The 15,538-nt window shown below is 62.0% G+C and carries 15 protein-coding genes; 10 read left to right on the forward strand and 5 right to left on the reverse strand.

The window, feature by feature from the left end; genetic code table 11:
- Positions 1-151 precede the first annotated feature (151 nt).
- Positions 152-769, reverse strand: coding sequence for a cytochrome c (locus BJQ17_RS00255; protein ID WP_003252989.1), 618 nt, complete (start codon positions 767-769; stop codon positions 152-154).
- A 31-nt stretch (positions 770-800) separates the two neighbouring features.
- The gene (locus BJQ17_RS00260) at positions 801-1,103 is read right to left on the reverse strand and encodes a cytochrome c5 family protein (RefSeq protein WP_003252992.1); all 303 of its coding nucleotides are present in this window, start codon (positions 1,101-1,103) and stop codon (positions 801-803) included.
- A gap of 201 nt (positions 1,104-1,304) precedes the next feature.
- Between BJQ17_RS00260 and yihA the strand changes: the two genes are divergently transcribed.
- On the forward strand, positions 1,305-1,937 hold the full coding sequence (gene yihA / locus BJQ17_RS00265; RefSeq protein WP_003252993.1) for a ribosome biogenesis GTP-binding protein YihA/YsxC: 633 nt from the start codon (positions 1,305-1,307) through the stop codon (positions 1,935-1,937).
- A 545-nt stretch (positions 1,938-2,482) separates the two neighbouring features.
- Here yihA and polA read toward each other — a convergent pair.
- Positions 2,483-5,230: a DNA polymerase I gene (gene polA / locus BJQ17_RS00270; RefSeq protein WP_070095341.1), complete on the reverse strand. Its 2,748-nt coding sequence runs from the start codon at positions 5,228-5,230 to the stop codon at positions 2,483-2,485.
- Positions 5,231-5,305: 75 nt separating this feature from the next.
- On the opposite strand from polA, the gene BJQ17_RS00275 reads away from it, so the two are divergent.
- Positions 5,306-5,593 carry a DUF2782 domain-containing protein gene (locus BJQ17_RS00275; RefSeq protein ID WP_003252997.1) on the forward strand — a complete coding sequence of 96 codons (288 nt, stop codon included), beginning with the start codon at positions 5,306-5,308 and terminating at the stop codon, positions 5,591-5,593.
- A 69-nt stretch (positions 5,594-5,662) separates the two neighbouring features.
- The gene (locus tag BJQ17_RS00280) at positions 5,663-6,613 is read left to right on the forward strand and encodes a homoserine kinase (RefSeq protein WP_070095342.1); all 951 of its coding nucleotides are present in this window, start codon (positions 5,663-5,665) and stop codon (positions 6,611-6,613) included.
- 111 nt (positions 6,614-6,724) lie between these two features.
- Here BJQ17_RS00280 and BJQ17_RS00285 read toward each other — a convergent pair whose 3' ends face one another.
- On the reverse strand, positions 6,725-7,633 hold the full coding sequence (locus BJQ17_RS00285) for a zinc ABC transporter substrate-binding protein (protein ID WP_003253000.1): 909 nt from the start codon (positions 7,631-7,633) through the stop codon (positions 6,725-6,727).
- Between the two features lie 66 nt (positions 7,634-7,699).
- On the opposite strand from BJQ17_RS00285, the gene zur reads away from it, so the two are divergent.
- The 4 genes from zur (at position 7,700) to BJQ17_RS00305 (ending at position 10,564) form a co-directional block, all read left to right on the forward strand.
- Positions 7,700-8,185 (forward strand): zinc uptake transcriptional repressor Zur, encoded by a 486-nt coding sequence (zur, locus tag BJQ17_RS00290; protein WP_004575253.1) that lies wholly within the window; start codon positions 7,700-7,702, stop codon positions 8,183-8,185.
- Positions 8,182-8,955, forward strand: coding sequence for a zinc ABC transporter ATP-binding protein ZnuC (gene znuC / locus BJQ17_RS00295; protein WP_004575254.1), 774 nt, complete (start codon positions 8,182-8,184; stop codon positions 8,953-8,955). Before zur ends, znuC begins: the two co-directional genes overlap by 4 nt.
- On the forward strand, positions 8,948-9,730 hold the full coding sequence (znuB, locus tag BJQ17_RS00300) for a zinc ABC transporter permease subunit ZnuB (protein WP_070095343.1): 783 nt from the start codon (positions 8,948-8,950) through the stop codon (positions 9,728-9,730). Before znuC ends, znuB begins: the two co-directional genes overlap by 8 nt.
- Positions 9,731-9,856: 126 nt before the next feature.
- Positions 9,857-10,564 carry a PA5502 family lipoprotein gene (locus tag BJQ17_RS00305; protein WP_070095344.1) on the forward strand — a complete coding sequence of 236 codons (708 nt, stop codon included), beginning with the start codon at positions 9,857-9,859 and terminating at the stop codon, positions 10,562-10,564.
- 60 nt (positions 10,565-10,624) lie between these two features.
- On the opposite strand, the gene katE is transcribed toward BJQ17_RS00305, so the two are convergent.
- A complete protein-coding gene (katE, locus tag BJQ17_RS00310) occupies positions 10,625-12,760 on the reverse strand; it encodes a catalase HPII (protein WP_070095345.1) in 2,136 nt (711 codons plus the stop codon).
- Between the two features lie 227 nt (positions 12,761-12,987).
- On the opposite strand from katE, the gene BJQ17_RS00315 reads away from it, so the two are divergent.
- From BJQ17_RS00315 to BJQ17_RS00325, 3 genes are all read left to right on the forward strand, one after another.
- The gene (locus tag BJQ17_RS00315; protein WP_003253013.1) at positions 12,988-13,995 is read left to right on the forward strand and encodes a methionine ABC transporter ATP-binding protein; all 1,008 of its coding nucleotides are present in this window, start codon (positions 12,988-12,990) and stop codon (positions 13,993-13,995) included.
- The gene (locus BJQ17_RS00320; RefSeq protein ID WP_003253016.1) at positions 13,995-14,666 is read left to right on the forward strand and encodes a methionine ABC transporter permease; all 672 of its coding nucleotides are present in this window, start codon (positions 13,995-13,997) and stop codon (positions 14,664-14,666) included. The genes BJQ17_RS00315 and BJQ17_RS00320 overlap by 1 nt, the downstream gene beginning before the upstream one ends.
- A gap of 64 nt (positions 14,667-14,730) precedes the next feature.
- Positions 14,731-15,501 carry a MetQ/NlpA family ABC transporter substrate-binding protein gene (locus BJQ17_RS00325; RefSeq protein ID WP_003253017.1) on the forward strand — a complete coding sequence of 257 codons (771 nt, stop codon included), beginning with the start codon at positions 14,731-14,733 and terminating at the stop codon, positions 15,499-15,501.
- Positions 15,502-15,538 lie beyond the last annotated feature (37 nt).

Raw genomic sequence — 15,538 nt, forward strand, 5'->3', positions numbered from 1 at the left:
GCTTTACTCCTGAGCAGTCATGGGTCGCCACGACGCGACCTGCACTGAGACAGGCCGGGAAGGGCTCGAGTTCTGTAGTGTAACGGCTGCGGACTGAAAAAAGGGCAGCCCGGCCGCCCTTTCATCATTGACCTACAACATTAACCGAAAGTTAATGCAGGCCCTGGATGTAGCTGGCCAACGCTTCGATGTCATGGTTGCTCAGCTTGCCAGCGATGGTGCGCATGGTCATGGCATCGCCATCGTTGGTGCGGTTGCCTTCGCGGAAATCAGTGAGCTGCTTGGCCACGTACTGCGAGTGCTGCCCGCCCAGGTGCGGGAAGCCGGCCAGGGCGATGCCCGCGCCGTTAGGCGAGTGGCAGCCAGTGCAGGCCGGCATGCCCTTTTCCAGGTCGCCACCATTGAACAGCGCACGGCCGCGCTCGACCAGTTTGGGATCGGCGGCACCCACGCTGCCTTTCTGGCTGGAGAAGTAGGCGGCGATATCGGCCAGATCCTGGTCGCTGAATGCGGCCAGCATGCCGGTCATTTCCAGCACGGTACGCTTGCCCGACTTGATATCGTGCAGTTGTTTTTCGAGATAGCGCTGGCCTTGGCCGGCCAGTTTCGGGAAGTTCGGTGCCAGGCTGTTGCCGTCAGGATTGTGGCAGGCGCCACAGACGGCGGTCTTGGCCTGGCCAGCGGCGGCATCGCCTTTGATAGGTTGCGCAGCAGTGGCCGCACCAGCGACACCCAAGGTCAACAGCAGACTCACGACTAGTTTGTTCATCAGCTAATCCAACACGGCTAAGGGTGAAATGTTATGTATCGGGACTGCCGCTCATCCAAAGGATGACCAAACGGTAGTCCTCGGCACTGCAGTCCATGCACAATCCACGCGGCGGCATAGCCTTGAAACCCTGGGTCACGTGCTTCACCAGTACATCCATGCCTTGCGCCAGCCTTGGCTCCCATGCTGCCCGGTCACCCCGTCTGGGTGCCTGTGGCAACTGCCCGGTGTGGCAGGCCGCACACGTGCGGTTGTACAACACCTCGGGATCCTGTGTAGCCTGTGCGCTGAAAAACGGCAGGAACATACCGACAGCAAGCAGCCATTTCGCCATGCGGAACGACCTTCAGGGTTGGGGGCCGCGCTGCGTTCTGTTGCGCGAGCTATTGTTCGACACCCCATGCCCGTTCTCCTTCGCTGGGAGAATGAGCACACAAAAACTGGGGCATTATATACTTCCGCCATCCAAACGGAAACGACACCGCTTGCCAGGCTTGGCTCTACAAAGTCAGGCAACACCCACATCGGATATCCCATGCAAGTCAAGAACCCCATCCTCGGCCTCTGCCAGAAAGCCAAATTCGCCCTCAGCGCAGCCAAGGTCGAACAATGCCCGGACGACCAGGGCTACGAGGTGGCTTTTGCCGGCCGTTCCAACGCCGGCAAATCCAGCGCCCTCAATACCCTGACTCATGCCAGCCTGGCGCGTACCTCGAAAACTCCCGGACGCACCCAGCTGTTGAATTTCTTCAGTCTGGACGATGAACGGCGTTTGGTCGACCTGCCGGGCTATGGTTATGCAAAAGTCCCGATTCCGCTCAAGCAGCACTGGCAGAAACACCTGGAAGCCTACCTGGGCAGCCGTGAGTGCCTGCGTGGCGTGATCCTGATGATGGACGTGCGTCACCCGATGACCGACTTCGACAAGATGATGCTCGACTGGGCCAAGGCCAGCAGCATGCCGATGCACATCCTGCTGACCAAGGCCGACAAGCTGACCCACGGCGCGGGCAAGAACACACTGCTGAAAGTACAGTCGGAAATCCGCAAGGGCTGGGGGGATGGCGTGACCATCCAGCTGTTCTCGGCACCCAAGCGCCTGGGCGTGGAAGACGCCTACCGAGTGCTGGCAGACTGGATGGAACTGGAAGACAAGCCGGTCATTTAATGCTTTGCGCCTGACCCGTAGGAGCGGGTTTGCCCGCAAAAGGGCCGGGCCTGCTCTCCACCCGCCGTTCACCGTTGCCGCCACTACCGTATTCGCGGGTAAACCCGCTCCTACACCTGATCGGGGTTGGACACGCTTTGGTGATTGGGCGCAGGCCCTTGTAGGCGCGGGCTTACCCGCGAATGCAGCGGTGAATTCGACAGCGCATTCGCGGGTAAACCCGCGCCTACGGAGGCTCAGTACAAGCCATCCGGCAAATTCCGGGCAAAAAAAACCCCGGACTTCGTATGGGGAGGGGGAAGTTCGGGGTCCAAGTCCGGACCGCTAGGGCGGGGTCCAGATATCTGCCAACACTTAACACAACATAGGAGCATCGAAGGGCTTCACCAGCCATTCAGTTACTCTGAGTTCCGCTTCACCGGTTTAGTTCCGAAGCCCACAAAACTATTTGCGATAGTTTCATGAAACTTAAGCACCCACAGCACTGAGCGGTGCTCGGATCCGCGTCACTACGCCGCAGATCCTACACAGTTTTACCTGCTCAATCAGTGAGCTTCGTCCCAATTCGCACCAACGCCTGCTTCGACAAGCAGCGGCACATCCAGCTGCGCGGCCTGGCTCATGTGCTGGCGAATTTCATCTTTCACCTGCTCCACCAGGTCCTCGCGTACCTCAAGCACCAGTTCGTCGTGCACCTGAAGGATCACCCGGGCATCCAGCCCGCTCTCGCTCAACCAGTTATCTACTTTGACCATGGCCCGCTTGATGATGTCGGCCGCAGTACCCTGCATCGGGGCGTTGATCGCCGTGCGCTCGGCGCCCTTGCGCAGGGCAGGGTTCTTGGCATTGATGTCTGGCAAGTACAGCCGGCGGCCAAACAGGGTTTCGACAAAGCCTTGCTCGGCCGCCTGGGCGCGGGTGCGCTCCATATAGGCCAGCACGCCCGGGTAGCGGGCAAAATAACGGTCGATGTAGTCCTGTGACTGCTTGCGGTCGACGCCGATCTGCTTGGCCAGGCCAAAGGCGCTCATGCCGTAAATCAGGCCGAAGTTGATGGCCTTGGCGCTGCGGCGCTGGTCGGTGGTCACGTCTTCCAGAGCCACACCGAACACTTCGGCTGCCGTGGCGCGGTGCACGTCCAGGTCATTGCGGAAGGCATGCAGCAAGCCTTCGTCCTTGGCCAGGTGGGCCATGATGCGCAGCTCGATCTGTGAATAGTCCGCCGCCAGAAGCTTGTAGCCCGGACTGGCGATGAACGCCTGGCGAATACGCCGCCCTTCAGCGGTGCGGATCGGAATGTTCTGCAGGTTCGGGTCGCTCGACGACAACCGGCCGGTGGCCGCCACCGCCTGCTGGTAGGACGTGTGGATGCGCCCGGTGCGCGGGTTGATCTGCCCCGGTAACTTGTCGGTGTAGGTGCTCTTGAGCTTACTCAGGCTGCGGTACTGCATCAGCACCTCTGGCAGCGGGTAGCCTTGTTCGGCCAGTTCGTCGAGCACTGCTTCGGCGGTGGATGGCTGGCCCTTGGCGGTCTTGCTCAGCACCGGCATGCCCAGCTTGTCGTAAAGAATCGTGCCCAGCTGCTTGGGCGAGCCGAGGTTGAACGTCTCACCGGCGAGCTCGTAGGCACGCAGCTCCAGCTCAGCCATCTTCACGCCCAGCTCACCGCTCTGTACTTTCAACAGCTCGGCATCGACCAACGCACCCTGGCGCTCGATCCTGGCCAGCACCGGCACCAGCGGCATCTCGATATCCGTCAGCACCGGTTGCACGCTCGGCGTCTGTGCCAGGCGGGCCTGCAATGCATGGTGCAGGCGCAGCGTGATGTCGGCGTCTTCGGCGGCGTAGGGGCCGGCCTTGTCCAGGGTGATCTGGTTGAAGGTAAGCTGCTTGGCACCCTTGCCGGCGATGTCCTCGAAGGCGATCGTGGTGTGGTCGAGGTACTTCTGCGCCAGGCTGTCCATGTCATGACGGGTGGCCGTGGAGTTCAGCACGTACGACTCGAGCATGGTGTCATAGGCCACGCCGCGCATCTCGATGGCGGGAGAGCCATTGGCGAGGATGTTGATGTCGTACTTGGCGTTCTGCCCGACCTTGGCCTTGGCCGGGTCCTCCAGCAAGGGCTTCAGCGCCAACAGCACGGCCTCGCGATCCAGCTGGACCGGCGCGCCTTCATAATCGTGGGCCAGCGGCACATAGGCCGCTTCGTGCGGCTCGACAGCGAAGGACAGGCCGACCAACTGCGCCTGCTGGGCGTCCAGGCCGGTGGTCTCGGTGTCGAAGGCGAACAGCGGTGCCTGGCGCAGCTTCTCCAGCCAGGCGTCGAAACGGGCCTGGTCGAGAATGGTTTCGTATTTGGGCTCGACCTTGGCCGCAGGCTCCACGGCCGGGGCAACATCATCACCGGCCTTGGCGGCATCGCGCTGCACTTCGGCGACCCAGCTCTTGAACTCCATCTCGGTGTACAACGCCAGCAACGCCTCGCGGTCAGGTTCACCGCACACCAGCGCCTCGACCTCGACATCCAGCGGCACGTCAACCTTGATGGTGGCCAGCTCGTAGGACAGGAATGCCGCGTCGCGGTGCTCCTCCAGCTTGGCCGGCAAGGTCTTGGCGCCGCGAATGGCCAGCGTTGGTACCTTGTCCAGGTTGGCGTAAAGGTCGCTGAGACCGCCGCCGATGCCGGTCAGCAGCCCCACCGCCGTTTTTTCGCCCACGCCCGGCACGCCCGGGATGTTGTCGACCTTGTCACCCATCAGGGCCAGGAAGTCGATGATGTGTTCCGGGCCGACGCCGAACTTCTCGTGCACGCCAGCCACGTCCAGCACGCTTCCGGTCATGGTGTTGACCAAGGTAATGTGCCCGTCCACCAGCTGCGCCATGTCCTTGTCACCGGTCGAGATGATCACCGGGCGACCCAGGGCGGCGCTGCTGCGCGCCAAGGTGCCGATCACGTCGTCAGCCTCGACACCCTCCACGCACAGCAGCGGGTAGCCCAGCGCCTTGACGCTGGCGTGCAGCGGCTCGATCTGTACCCGCAGGTCATCCGGCATGCTGGGGCGGTTGGCCTTGTACTCAGCGAACATGGCATCGCGGAAAGTGCCGCCCTTGGCGTCGAACACCACGGCGAACAGGCTGTCGGGATATTGCTTGCGCAGGCTCTTGAGCATGTTCAGCACACCCTTCACCGCACCGGTCGGCATGCCCTTGGACGTGGTCAGCGGTGGCAGCGCGTGGAAGGCGCGATAAAGGTAGGAGGAACCGTCCACCAGGACGAGGGGCGCTTGGCTCATGAGCAGAATCAACCTTTTCGACGGGTCCGGCGCTAGAATAGCCAGAATCATTGACGACAAAGGGACTAGGTTATCATGCGCACACTCAATCGCCTGTTACTGCTCGGCCTGTTGGCAACCACGCCTGTCGTCACCCTGGCGGCGGACGACGCCCCCTCGGCCGATCCCGAGGTGACCATTCGCACGGAAGGCGATAAAACCATCCAGGAATACCGGCAAAACGGCTTCCTGTATGCGATCAAGATCACGCCGAAAAACGGCAAGCCTTACTTCCTGGTACGCGCTGATGGCACTGATGCCAATTTCATTCGATCCGACCAGCCGGACATGCTGATTCCGTCCTGGAAGATCTTCGAGTGGTAAGCTGACGCGCACCGTTCACATCAACCCGGCACTTCCCGGCGGAAGTGCCCGTATGGGCATTTTTTCATCATGTCAGTCTTCACCCCCGTGACCCGGCCTGAGCTGGAAACCTTTCTGGCGCCGTACGAGCTGGGCCGTCTGCTCGACTTCCAGGGCATTGCCGCCGGTACCGAGAACAGCAATTTCTTCGTCAGCCTCGAACAGGGGGAGTTCGTCCTGACGCTGATCGAGCGTGGGCCCAGCGAGGACATGCCGTTCTTCATCAAGCTGCTCGATACCCTGCACGGTGCCGACATGCCGGTGCCCTATGCCATTCGTGATCGCGACGGCAACGGCCTGCGCGAGCTGTGCGGCAAGCCGGCATTGCTGCAGCCCAGGCTGTCGGGCAAACACATCAAGGCACCCAACAACCAGCACTGCGCCCAGGTCGGCGAGCTACTGGCACACATTCACCTGGCCACCCGAGAGCACATCATCGAGCGCCGCACCGACCGCGGCCTGGACTGGATGCTGGCCTCGGGTGCCGAGCTACTGCCACGCCTGACTGCGGAGCAAGCCGCATTGCTGCAGCCGGCGCTGGACGAAATCAGCGCACATAAGGCGCAGATCCTGGCCTTGCCGCGGGCCAACCTGCATGCCGACCTGTTCCGCGACAACGTGATGTTCGAAGGCACCCACCTGACCGGTGTGATCGACTTCTACAATGCCTGCTCCGGGCCGATGCTGTATGACATTGCCATCACCGTGAACGACTGGTGCCTGGATGAGCAGGGAGCGGTGGATGTACCACGCGCCCAGGCACTGCTGGCAGCCTATGCGGCGCTGCGGCCGTTCACTGCAGCCGAAGCCGAGCTGTGGCCGGAAATGTTGAGGGTAGGCTGCGTACGTTTCTGGCTGTCGCGCCTGATTGCCGCCGAATCGTTTGCCGGGATGGATGTGATGATCCACGATCCGAGCGAGTTTGAAGTACGTCTGGCGCAGCGCCAGCAGGTGGCTTTGCACCTGCCGTTCGCGCTGTAGACCGCGTCTGCTTCTTCGCGGGTGAACCCGCTCCCACAGGGATAGCGACGGCCTTGAGGCCTGCGCAGTACCTGTGGGCACGGATTCACCCGCGAAGGGGCCGGTACAGGCTTACAGCTGTTCCAGGCAGCCTGCCAGGTCACCGCCCAGCTTCTCCAGCAAGCGCTCATACCCTTTGCCATCCACCGGATCGGTGCCACCCAAGGCATCCAGCTCGGCCAGGCGCACCGGCAACCCGGCAGTCAGCGTCTCGGCCAATCGCGGCCGCAGTGGCGGCTCGCTGAACACGCAGGTCTTGCCCACTTCCTGAAGACGCTTGCGCATGGCCGCCACATGTTGCGCCCCAGGCTGCACCTCGGATGCCACGCTGAACACGCCCGCGTGCTTCAAGCCATATTCAGCTTCAAAATAGTCGAAGGCTTCGTGGAAGACGAAGTACGGCTTGCCGGCAATACCGGCCACGCGCGCCTTGATACGCCCATCCAACGCATCCAGGCGTTCATCGAAGGCCTTCAGGTTGCTCTGATAGCGAGCCGCATTGGCCGGGTCGACCTGGGCCAGGTCAGCTGCCATTTTTGCCGCGATTACTCGCGCATTGACCGACGATAGCCACAAATGCGCATCCAGGCTGCCTGGGCGGTGATCGTGGTCATGATCGTCATGGTCTGCTTCCTCATGGGAGTGGCTGTCCTCGCCAAAGTGGCGCAGCTTCATGCCCGGCAGCGACTGCACAGCCACTGTGGCCTTGCTGCGGCTTCCCAGCACACGCGGAAGGAAGTTCTCCATGTCAGGGCCGATCCAGTAAAGCAGGTCGGCATCGCCTACCCGCCGCACGTCCGAGGGGCGCAGCGCATAGTGGTGGGGTGAAGCGCCGGGCGGCAGCAGCACGTCAGGGCTGCCAACACCCTCCTGCACGGCAGCGGCAATCTGCTGCAGGGGCTTGATACTGGTGAGCACACGCACGTCGGCCTGCGCGGATAATGCGATGAAAGCGACAAACAGAGCCAGGAATCGGGACACGGTGGATACTCGAATCTTCAGAAACAGGTAACATAATAACGTCTCTGTCCAGAACCGTCGCTGCCCATGTCCATCACACCGCTGGCCAACCGTCCTCACGACCACTCCCATTGCGTACACAGCGCACTGGCTGAAGCCGACGCCTTGTGCACCCGCCAGGGCCTGCGCCTGACAGCCCTGCGCCGCCGTGTGCTGGAGCTGGTGTGGCAGAGCCACAAGCCACTGGGCGCCTACGACATCCTCGCTGTGCTCAGTGAGCAGGACGGCCGCCGCGCCGCGCCGCCCACGGTGTACCGTGCGCTGGACTTCCTGCTGGAAAACGGCCTGGTACATCGCATCGCATCGCTCAACGCCTTCATCGGCTGCAGCCACCCCGAGCACGTGCACCAAGGCCAGTTCCTGATCTGTCGGGCCTGCCATGTGGCCATCGAGCTCGAGCAGAGCAGCATCAGCGAGGCCATCATCAACAGCGCCAAAGGCGTGAGTTTCACGGTCGAGACCCAGACCGTGGAAGTGGTCGGCCTGTGCGGTAACTGCCGGAGCGCGGCATGAGCGACGCCCTGATTCGCCTGGAGCAGGTCGGCGTCACCTTTGGCGGTGAGGCGGTGCTCGACAGCATCGACCTGTCGGTCGCCCCAGGCCAGATCGTCACCCTGATTGGCCCTAACGGGGCGGGCAAGACGACCCTGGTGCGCGCCGTACTTGGCCTGCTCAAGCCACATCGCGGCAAGGTATGGCGCAAACCCAAGCTGCGCATTGGCTACATGCCGCAGAAAATTCAGGTTGATGCCACGCTGCCGCTGTCGGTGCTGCGCTTCTTGCGCCTGGTGCCCGGCGTAGACCGCGCGGCAGCCTTGTCGGCGCTGCAGGAAGTGGGCGCCGAGCACGTCATCGACAGCCCGATCCAGACTATTTCCGGCGGCGAAATGCAACGCGTGCTGCTGGCCCGCGCCTTGCTGCGCGAACCCCAGTTGCTGGTGCTCGACGAACCGGTACAAGGTGTGGACGTGGTCGGCCAGACCGAGCTTTACAACCTCATCACCCGCCTGCGCGACCGCCACGGCTGCGGCGTACTGATGGTGTCCCACGACCTGCACCTGGTCATGAGCGCTACCGACCAGGTGGTGTGCCTGAACCGCCACGTGTGCTGCTCGGGTCACCCTGAGCAAGTCAGCGGTGATCCGGCGTTCGTCGAGCTGTTCGGCAAGACCGCACCGAGCCTGGCCATCTACCACCACCATCACGACCACAGCCACGACCTGCATGGCTCGGTGGTCGCCCCTGGCACCCATGTTCACGGAGAGCACTGCAAGCATGGCTGATTTTCTTCTCTACGCCTTGCTTGCCGGCTTGTCCCTGGCACTGGTTGCAGGCCCACTGGGCTCCTTCGTGGTATGGCGGCGCATGGCCTATTTTGGCGACACCCTGTCTCACGCCGCGCTGCTCGGTGTGGCCCTGGGCTTTGCCCTGGATGTCAGCCCGGCGCTGGCGGTAACCGTGGGCTGCCTGTTGCTGGCGATTCTGCTGGTGACATTGCAGCAACGCCAGCCGCTGGCCTCCGACACCCTCCTGGGTATCCTGGCCCCCAGCACCTTGTCGCTGGGCCTGGTGGTGCTGAGCTTCATGCACGATGTGCGCATTGACCTGATGGCTTACCTGTTCGGCGATCTGCTGGCCATCAGCACCACCGACCTGGCCTGGATCCTCGGCGGCAGTGCACTGGTTCTGCTGCTGCTCGCTGTGCTGTGGCGGCCGCTGCTGGCGGTTACCGTGCACGAAGAACTGGCCGTGGTAGAAGGCCTGCCCGTGGCCGGCTTGCGCATGGCGCTGATGCTGCTGATCGCGGTGGTGATTGCGGTTGCCATGAAAATCGTTGGCGTGTTGCTGATTACCTCACTGCTGATCATTCCTGCCGCTGCGGCACAGCGTCACGCCCGCTCACCAGAGCAGATGGCCCTGGGTGCCAGCCTGCTGGGTGTCACCGCAGTCTGCGGCGGCCTGGCCATGTCCTGGTTCAAGGACACCCCCGCCGGGCCCTCGATCGTGGTCTGCGCCGCGGTGCTATTCTTGCTGAGCCTGGCTCTGCCAAAACGCTGAAAAGCAAGGCGTGTGCAGGCACGCCTTGCAACCTTCGGCCCGTAAAGGGTCTGTAAGGCCTATTTTCGAGCGTGCGCACCTGGGTGTAGACTTGCTCGCTTTTTGCGCAAATAGAGAGTCGCAGGAATGAAGCCGTTCGCCTCCCGTTATCTGCTTGTTGCCGCGTTTTCCCTGATCCTGGCTGCCTGTTCCAATGCGCCGGTCGAACAGGCCACCGCACCTGCTCAAGCAGATGCCTGGCAGCAGTTGCAACAGAACATCGCCAGCAATGAGCTGGCTACCGCCGAAGACCAGCTTGCTGCACTGCAGGCCCAGTCGCCGGATGATGCACGCCTGGAGCAATACCAGCGCCAACTGGCCGAAGCTTACCTGCAACGTAGCCAGATCGTTCTGCAGAAGGGCGATGTAAACGCGGCAGCTACCGCGCTGGCTCGTGCCCGGGCACTGATGCCGCAGGCGCCAGCGGTGACCGGCGGGGATGCCGTGACCCAGGCCCGCAAGGCCGAACTGGAAAAGGCTGAAGCTGCGCTGAAAGCCGCCGAAGCCAAGCCCAAGGCACGCATCATCGACCCGACAGCGCCCAGTACCGTGGTGGCCTTGAAGACCACTGACAGCCGCGTTCTGCGCCGCCAACTGGACGACATTGCCGCCGATGTGGTGAGTTACCAGTGCGAAGTGGTATTCCAGGTACCGCGCACCGAGGATGCACCTTGGCTGAAGACCTTGCTGGAAAAGCGCGTGCGCAAGATTGACAGTGGGTTCGAGCTGAAGCAGAAGCATGAGATTCAGCGCTCGCTGCCGGCACAGGTGGTGCTGGTCCCGCATCAGCAGTAAACGCTTCGCGGGTAAACCCGCTCCTCTATCAGGAGCGGGTTTACCCGCGACAAGGCCTTATCAGGCAGGAACAGCTTCAGCTGCCGCCTCCCGCTCCCACACCCGGTGGCTTTCAACCGCTTTGACAAAGGCATCCACTGCCTTCTGCTCATCCCCGAGCAGCAGCCCCTTGTCCTCCTTGAGCCCCAACGCTTTCGCCAATTCCTTGGTCAGCACCAGCGCCTTCAGGTGCTTGTAGCCCTCCAGCACGAAGTGCTTGGCCAATCCGCTAGCCGCCAGCGCATCCGTAGAGGCCTTGCCCGCAGGCACGACAATCCCGTCGAACATGATCGAAGGCATCCCCTCCATCGACGCCGCTACCGGCAGTTGTTTGCCATCCGCCGCCTTCACCGGCGCCGAGGTCGGCCCCAGCAGCATCGGCCGGGCACTGTGCGCTTCCAGGGCCTTGACCAGTTTGTCCACGCTGGCAGCGTCCACGCCATCTGCCACCAGCACAGCAATCTTGCGCCCCTTGATACCCACCGAACCTGGGTGGTTCATCTGGCTCAACGCAGGCGATTGCGTCAGCTGGCTACCCTTCACCTTCACCGTACCCGCTTTCGGCGCAGGAAGGCCCAGGTTGGCCGCAACCGCCGCCGCCAGCTTCAGGTCGATGTTGGCGAGAATTTCATTCACTTCCCGGGCGCGGATATGTTCACGCTCCACTTTGCCCAACTCGAAGCTGTAAGCCTTGATGATGTGCTGTTGCTCGGTCGGGCTCATGCTCTGGAAGAACAGCCGAGCCTGCGAGAAGTGATCGCCAAACGACTCACTGCGCTGGCGAATCTTGTGCGCATCGACACGCTCCTGATAGCTCTCGAAGCCGCCGTCCTGCGCCGCAGGCGGGGTTTCCTTCGGCCAGCCGCCATCAATCGAGTTGGGCTCGTAGGAAGCCCGGCCCTTGTGCACGACGTGCTGGTGCAGGGCATCACGCTGGTTGTTGTGGTTCGGCGCTACCGGCCGGTTGATCGGGATCTGGTGGAAGTTCGGCCCACCCAGGCGGCTGATCTGGGTATCGGTGTACGAGAACAGCCGGCCCTGCAGCAGCGGGTCGTTGGTAAAGTCGATACCTGGCACGATATGGCCTGGGCAGAACGCCACCTGTTCGACCTCGGCAAAGAAATTGTCCGGGTTGCGGTTGAGCACCATCTTGCCCAGCGGCGTGACGGGTACCAGTTCCTCCGGGATGATCTTGGTCGGGTCCAACAGGTCGAAGTCGAATTTGTGTTCGTCAGCCTCAGGCACAATCTGCACGCCCAGTTCCCATTCCGGGTAGTCACCGGTTTCGATGGCTTCCCATAGGTCACGGCGCTGGAAGTCGGTGTCCTTGCCCGCCAGCTTCTGGGCTTCGTCCCACAGCAGGGAATGCACGCCCTGGCGTGGTTTCCAATGAAACTTGACGAAGCTGGCCACGCCCTTGGCATTGATCAGACGGAAAGTATGCACGCCAAAGCCTTCCATCATTCGAAGGCTGCGCGGGATGGCGCGGTCAGACATGGCCCACATGACCATATGGGCCGACTCCGGCACCAGCGAGACGAAATCCCAAAAGGTGTCGTGAGCCGAACCGCCGGTCGGTATCTCGTTGTGGGGCTCTGGCTTCACCGCGTGGACAAAATCGGGGAACTTGATGGCATCCTGGATGAAAAACACCGGCATGTTGTTGCCGACCAAGTCGAAATTGCCTTCATCTGTATAGAACTTGACGGCAAAGCCCCGTACATCTCGCACCGTGTCACCAGACCCGCGTGGGCCCTGAACCGTCGAGAAGCGGACAAAAACCGGGGTGATCTTTTCCGGATCTTGCAGGAAGCCGGCCTTGGTCAGCTCAGCGTGGTTGCCGTAGCTCTGGAAGAACCCGTGTGCCCCGGTACCGCGTGCGTGCACGATGCGCTCGGGGATACGCTCATGGTCGAAGTGGGTGATTTTCTCGCGCATGATGAAGTCTTCAAGCAGCGAAGGTCCGCGATCACCCGCCTTGAGGGAGTTCTGGTTGTCAGCAATGCGCACGCCTTGGTTGGTTCGCAGCGCATGCCCGGTCGCATCGCTACGGTCGGCCTCCAGGCTCTGCAGCTTGGCATTGGTGTTGGCCCTGTCAGGGGTCTGGGTACCGGCGGCCTCGCTGTGCTTGGGCGCATCCGTTTTCTTGCTGGGCATGATCGGCTCTCCTCATCAGTCTTAAGGCGTGCCCGTTCAGGGCTTGTGCAAGTAGTGACTGGAGGGCGTTGCCGAGCGTTCAATCAGGATTACCGGTTGTCGCGATATGCCCGATGGATTGGTGCATGACGAAATAAATGCTAAGAACAGCTATGGGAAAAGGCTAAAATGCGCGACCCCAGCTAACCGCTGACCCAAATTTCAATGCGCCCCACAAGGTTCGCTACGTGATCGAGTTCCAACAGGTACATAAAACCTACCGCGTTGCCGGTAGGGAAATCCCCGCACTGAATCCGACCAGCCTGACCATCGAAGATGGCCAGGTGTTCGGCCTGATCGGCCATTCCGGCGCTGGCAAAAGCACCATGCTGCGCCTGATCAACCGCCTGGAGGAGCCCTCCGGCGGCACGATCATCGTCGACGGCGAAGATGTCACCGCGTTCAACGCCAGCCAGTTGCGCGGCTTCCGCCAGCAAGTCGGGATGATTTTCCAGCACTTCAACCTGCTGGCTTCCAAGACCGTCGCCGACAACGTCGCCCTGCCACTGGCCCTGGCCGGTGAGCTGTCGCGCAGCGAAATCGACAAGCGTGTCACCGAGCTACTGGCTCGCGTTGGCCTGTCGGACCACGCCAAGAAGTACCCGGCGCAGCTGTCCGGCGGCCAGAAGCAGCGCGTCGGCATCGCCCGCGCCCTGTCCACCAACCCAAAGATTCTGCTATGCGACGAGGCCACCAGTGCCCTCGACCCGCAAACCACGGCCTCGGTCCTGCAACTGCTGGCCGAGATCAACCGTGAACTGAAGCTGACCATCGTGCTGATTACCCACGAGATGGACGTGATCCGCCGTGTCTGCGACCGCGTGGCCGTGATGGACGCCGGTCAGATCGTCGAGCAAGGCTCGGTGGCCGAGGTGTTTCTGCACCCGCAGCACCCCACCACCAAGCGCTTCGTCCAGGAAGACGAGCAGGTCGACGAAGGCGAGCAGCGCGACGACTTTGCCCACGTGCCAGGCCGCATCGTACGCCTGACCTTCCAGGGCGACGCCACCTACGCGCCGCTGCTGGGCACCGTGGCCCGCGAAACCGGTGTCGACTACAGCATCCTCGCCGGGCGTATCGACCGCATCAAGGATGTCCCCTATGGCCAGCTCACTCTCGCCCTGATCGGCGGAGACATGGAAGCGGCGTTCGCCCGCTTCAAGGCAGCTGACGTACATATGGAGGTACTGCGTTGATGGACGCCCTGAATTTCTTTGCCAACGTCGACTGGGCCGAAATCTGGCTGGCCACCGTCGATACCATGATCATGCTGTTCGGCTCGCTGTTCTTCACCGTGCTGCTAGGCCTGCCACTGGGCGTGTTGCTGTTCCTCTGCGGGCCAAAGCAGATGTTCGAACAGAAAGGCGTCTATGCGCTGCTGTCGCTGGTGGTCAACATCCTGCGCTCGCTGCCATTCATCATTTTGCTGATCGTGATGATCCCGTTCACCGTGCTGATCACCGGTACCTCGCTGGGCGTTGCAGGCGCCATCCCGCCGCTGGTAGTGGGTGCCACGCCGTTCTTTGCACGCCTGGTTGAAACCGCCTTGCGTGAAGTGGACCGCGGCATCATCGAAGCCACCCAGTCGATGGGCGCCACCACCCGCCAGATCATCACCAGTGCGCTGCTGCCGGAAGCCCGTCCGGGCATCTTCGCGGCCATTACCGTAACCGCCATCACCCTGGTTTCTTACACCGCCATGGCCGGTGTGGTGGGTGCCGGTGGCCTTGGTGACCTGGCTATCCGCTTCGGTTACCAGCGTTTCCAGACCGATGTGATGGTAGTGACTGTGGTACTGCTGCTGATACTGGTTCAAGTACTGCAGAGCGTGGGCGACAAACTGGTCGTGCATTTTTCCCGTAAATAACCCCAATGGGGTCGGCCAGGCCGACCCGTTCGGGGGCCGTCGCGGCCCTCACAAGGAGTGATCAATGAAGAAGCTGCTTGCTGTCGCTGCCGCTGTCGCGGCCTTCTCGGCCCAGGCCGATACCCTTACCGTCGCCGCCACCCCGGTGCCGCACGCCGAGATCCTCAACTTCGTCAAACCACAACTGGCGAAAGAAGGCGTAGAGCTGAAGGTCAAGGAATTCACCGACTACATCCAGCCGAACGTGCAGGTGGCCGAAAAGCGCCTGGACGCCAACTTCTTCCAGCACCAGCCTTACCTGGATGAGTTCAACAAGGCCAAGGGTACCCAGCTGGTGAGCGTGGCAGGCGTGCACATCGAGCCACTGGGCGTGTATTCGTCCAAGATCAAGAAGCTGGACGAGCTGTCCTCCGGCGCCACCGTGGTCATCCCCAACGACGCCACCAACGGCGGCCGCGCCTTGCTGCTGCTGGACAAGGCTGGCGTGATCAAGCTCAAGGACAACAAGAACATCCTGTCGACCGTGAAGGATGTTGCCGAAAACCCGAAAAACGTGAAGTTCCGTGAGCTGGAAGCCGCCACCATCCCGCGTGTGCTGACCCAGGTAGATGCTGCCCTGATCAACACCAACTACGCGCTGGAAGCCAAGCTGAACCCGGAAAAAGACGCGCTGGCCATCGAGGGCAGCGACTCGCCTTACGTGAACATCCTGGTTGCCCGCCCGGACAACAAGGACTCGGACGACATGAAGAAACTGGCGGCTGCACTGCACTCGCCTGAGGTGAAGCAGTTCATCATCGAGAAGTACAAAGGCGCTGTGGTTCCGGCGTTCTGAGCCAACATCCCCGGGGCCGCTTTGCGGCCCTTTCGCG

The sequence above is a fragment of the Pseudomonas sp. NBRC 111139 genome (genome assembly GCF_001753955.1).
GTDB classification, from domain to species: Bacteria; Pseudomonadota; Gammaproteobacteria; order Pseudomonadales; family Pseudomonadaceae; genus Aquipseudomonas; species Aquipseudomonas alloputida.

Coding starts and splice junctions, on each gene's coding strand:
- BJQ17_RS00255 (WP_003252989.1), bottom strand. CDS start 769: ATGAACAAACTAGTCGTGAGTCTGCTGTTGACCTTGGGTGTCGCTGGT.
- BJQ17_RS00260 (WP_003252992.1), bottom strand. CDS start 1,103: ATGGCGAAATGGCTGCTTGCTGTCGGTATGTTCCTGCCGTTTTTCAGC.
- yihA (WP_003252993.1), top strand. CDS start 1,305: ATGCAAGTCAAGAACCCCATCCTCGGCCTCTGCCAGAAAGCCAAATTC.
- polA (WP_070095341.1), bottom strand. CDS start 5,230: ATGAGCCAAGCGCCCCTCGTCCTGGTGGACGGTTCCTCCTACCTTTAT.
- BJQ17_RS00275 (WP_003252997.1), top strand. CDS start 5,306: ATGCGCACACTCAATCGCCTGTTACTGCTCGGCCTGTTGGCAACCACG.
- BJQ17_RS00280 (WP_070095342.1), top strand. CDS start 5,663: ATGTCAGTCTTCACCCCCGTGACCCGGCCTGAGCTGGAAACCTTTCTG.
- zur (WP_004575253.1), top strand. CDS start 7,700: ATGTCCATCACACCGCTGGCCAACCGTCCTCACGACCACTCCCATTGC.
- znuC (WP_004575254.1), top strand. CDS start 8,182: ATGAGCGACGCCCTGATTCGCCTGGAGCAGGTCGGCGTCACCTTTGGC.
- znuB (WP_070095343.1), top strand. CDS start 8,948: ATGGCTGATTTTCTTCTCTACGCCTTGCTTGCCGGCTTGTCCCTGGCA.
- BJQ17_RS00305 (WP_070095344.1), top strand. CDS start 9,857: ATGAAGCCGTTCGCCTCCCGTTATCTGCTTGTTGCCGCGTTTTCCCTG.
- katE (WP_070095345.1), bottom strand. CDS start 12,760: ATGCCCAGCAAGAAAACGGATGCGCCCAAGCACAGCGAGGCCGCCGGT.
- BJQ17_RS00320 (WP_003253016.1), top strand. CDS start 13,995: ATGGACGCCCTGAATTTCTTTGCCAACGTCGACTGGGCCGAAATCTGG.
- BJQ17_RS00325 (WP_003253017.1), top strand. CDS start 14,731: ATGAAGAAGCTGCTTGCTGTCGCTGCCGCTGTCGCGGCCTTCTCGGCC.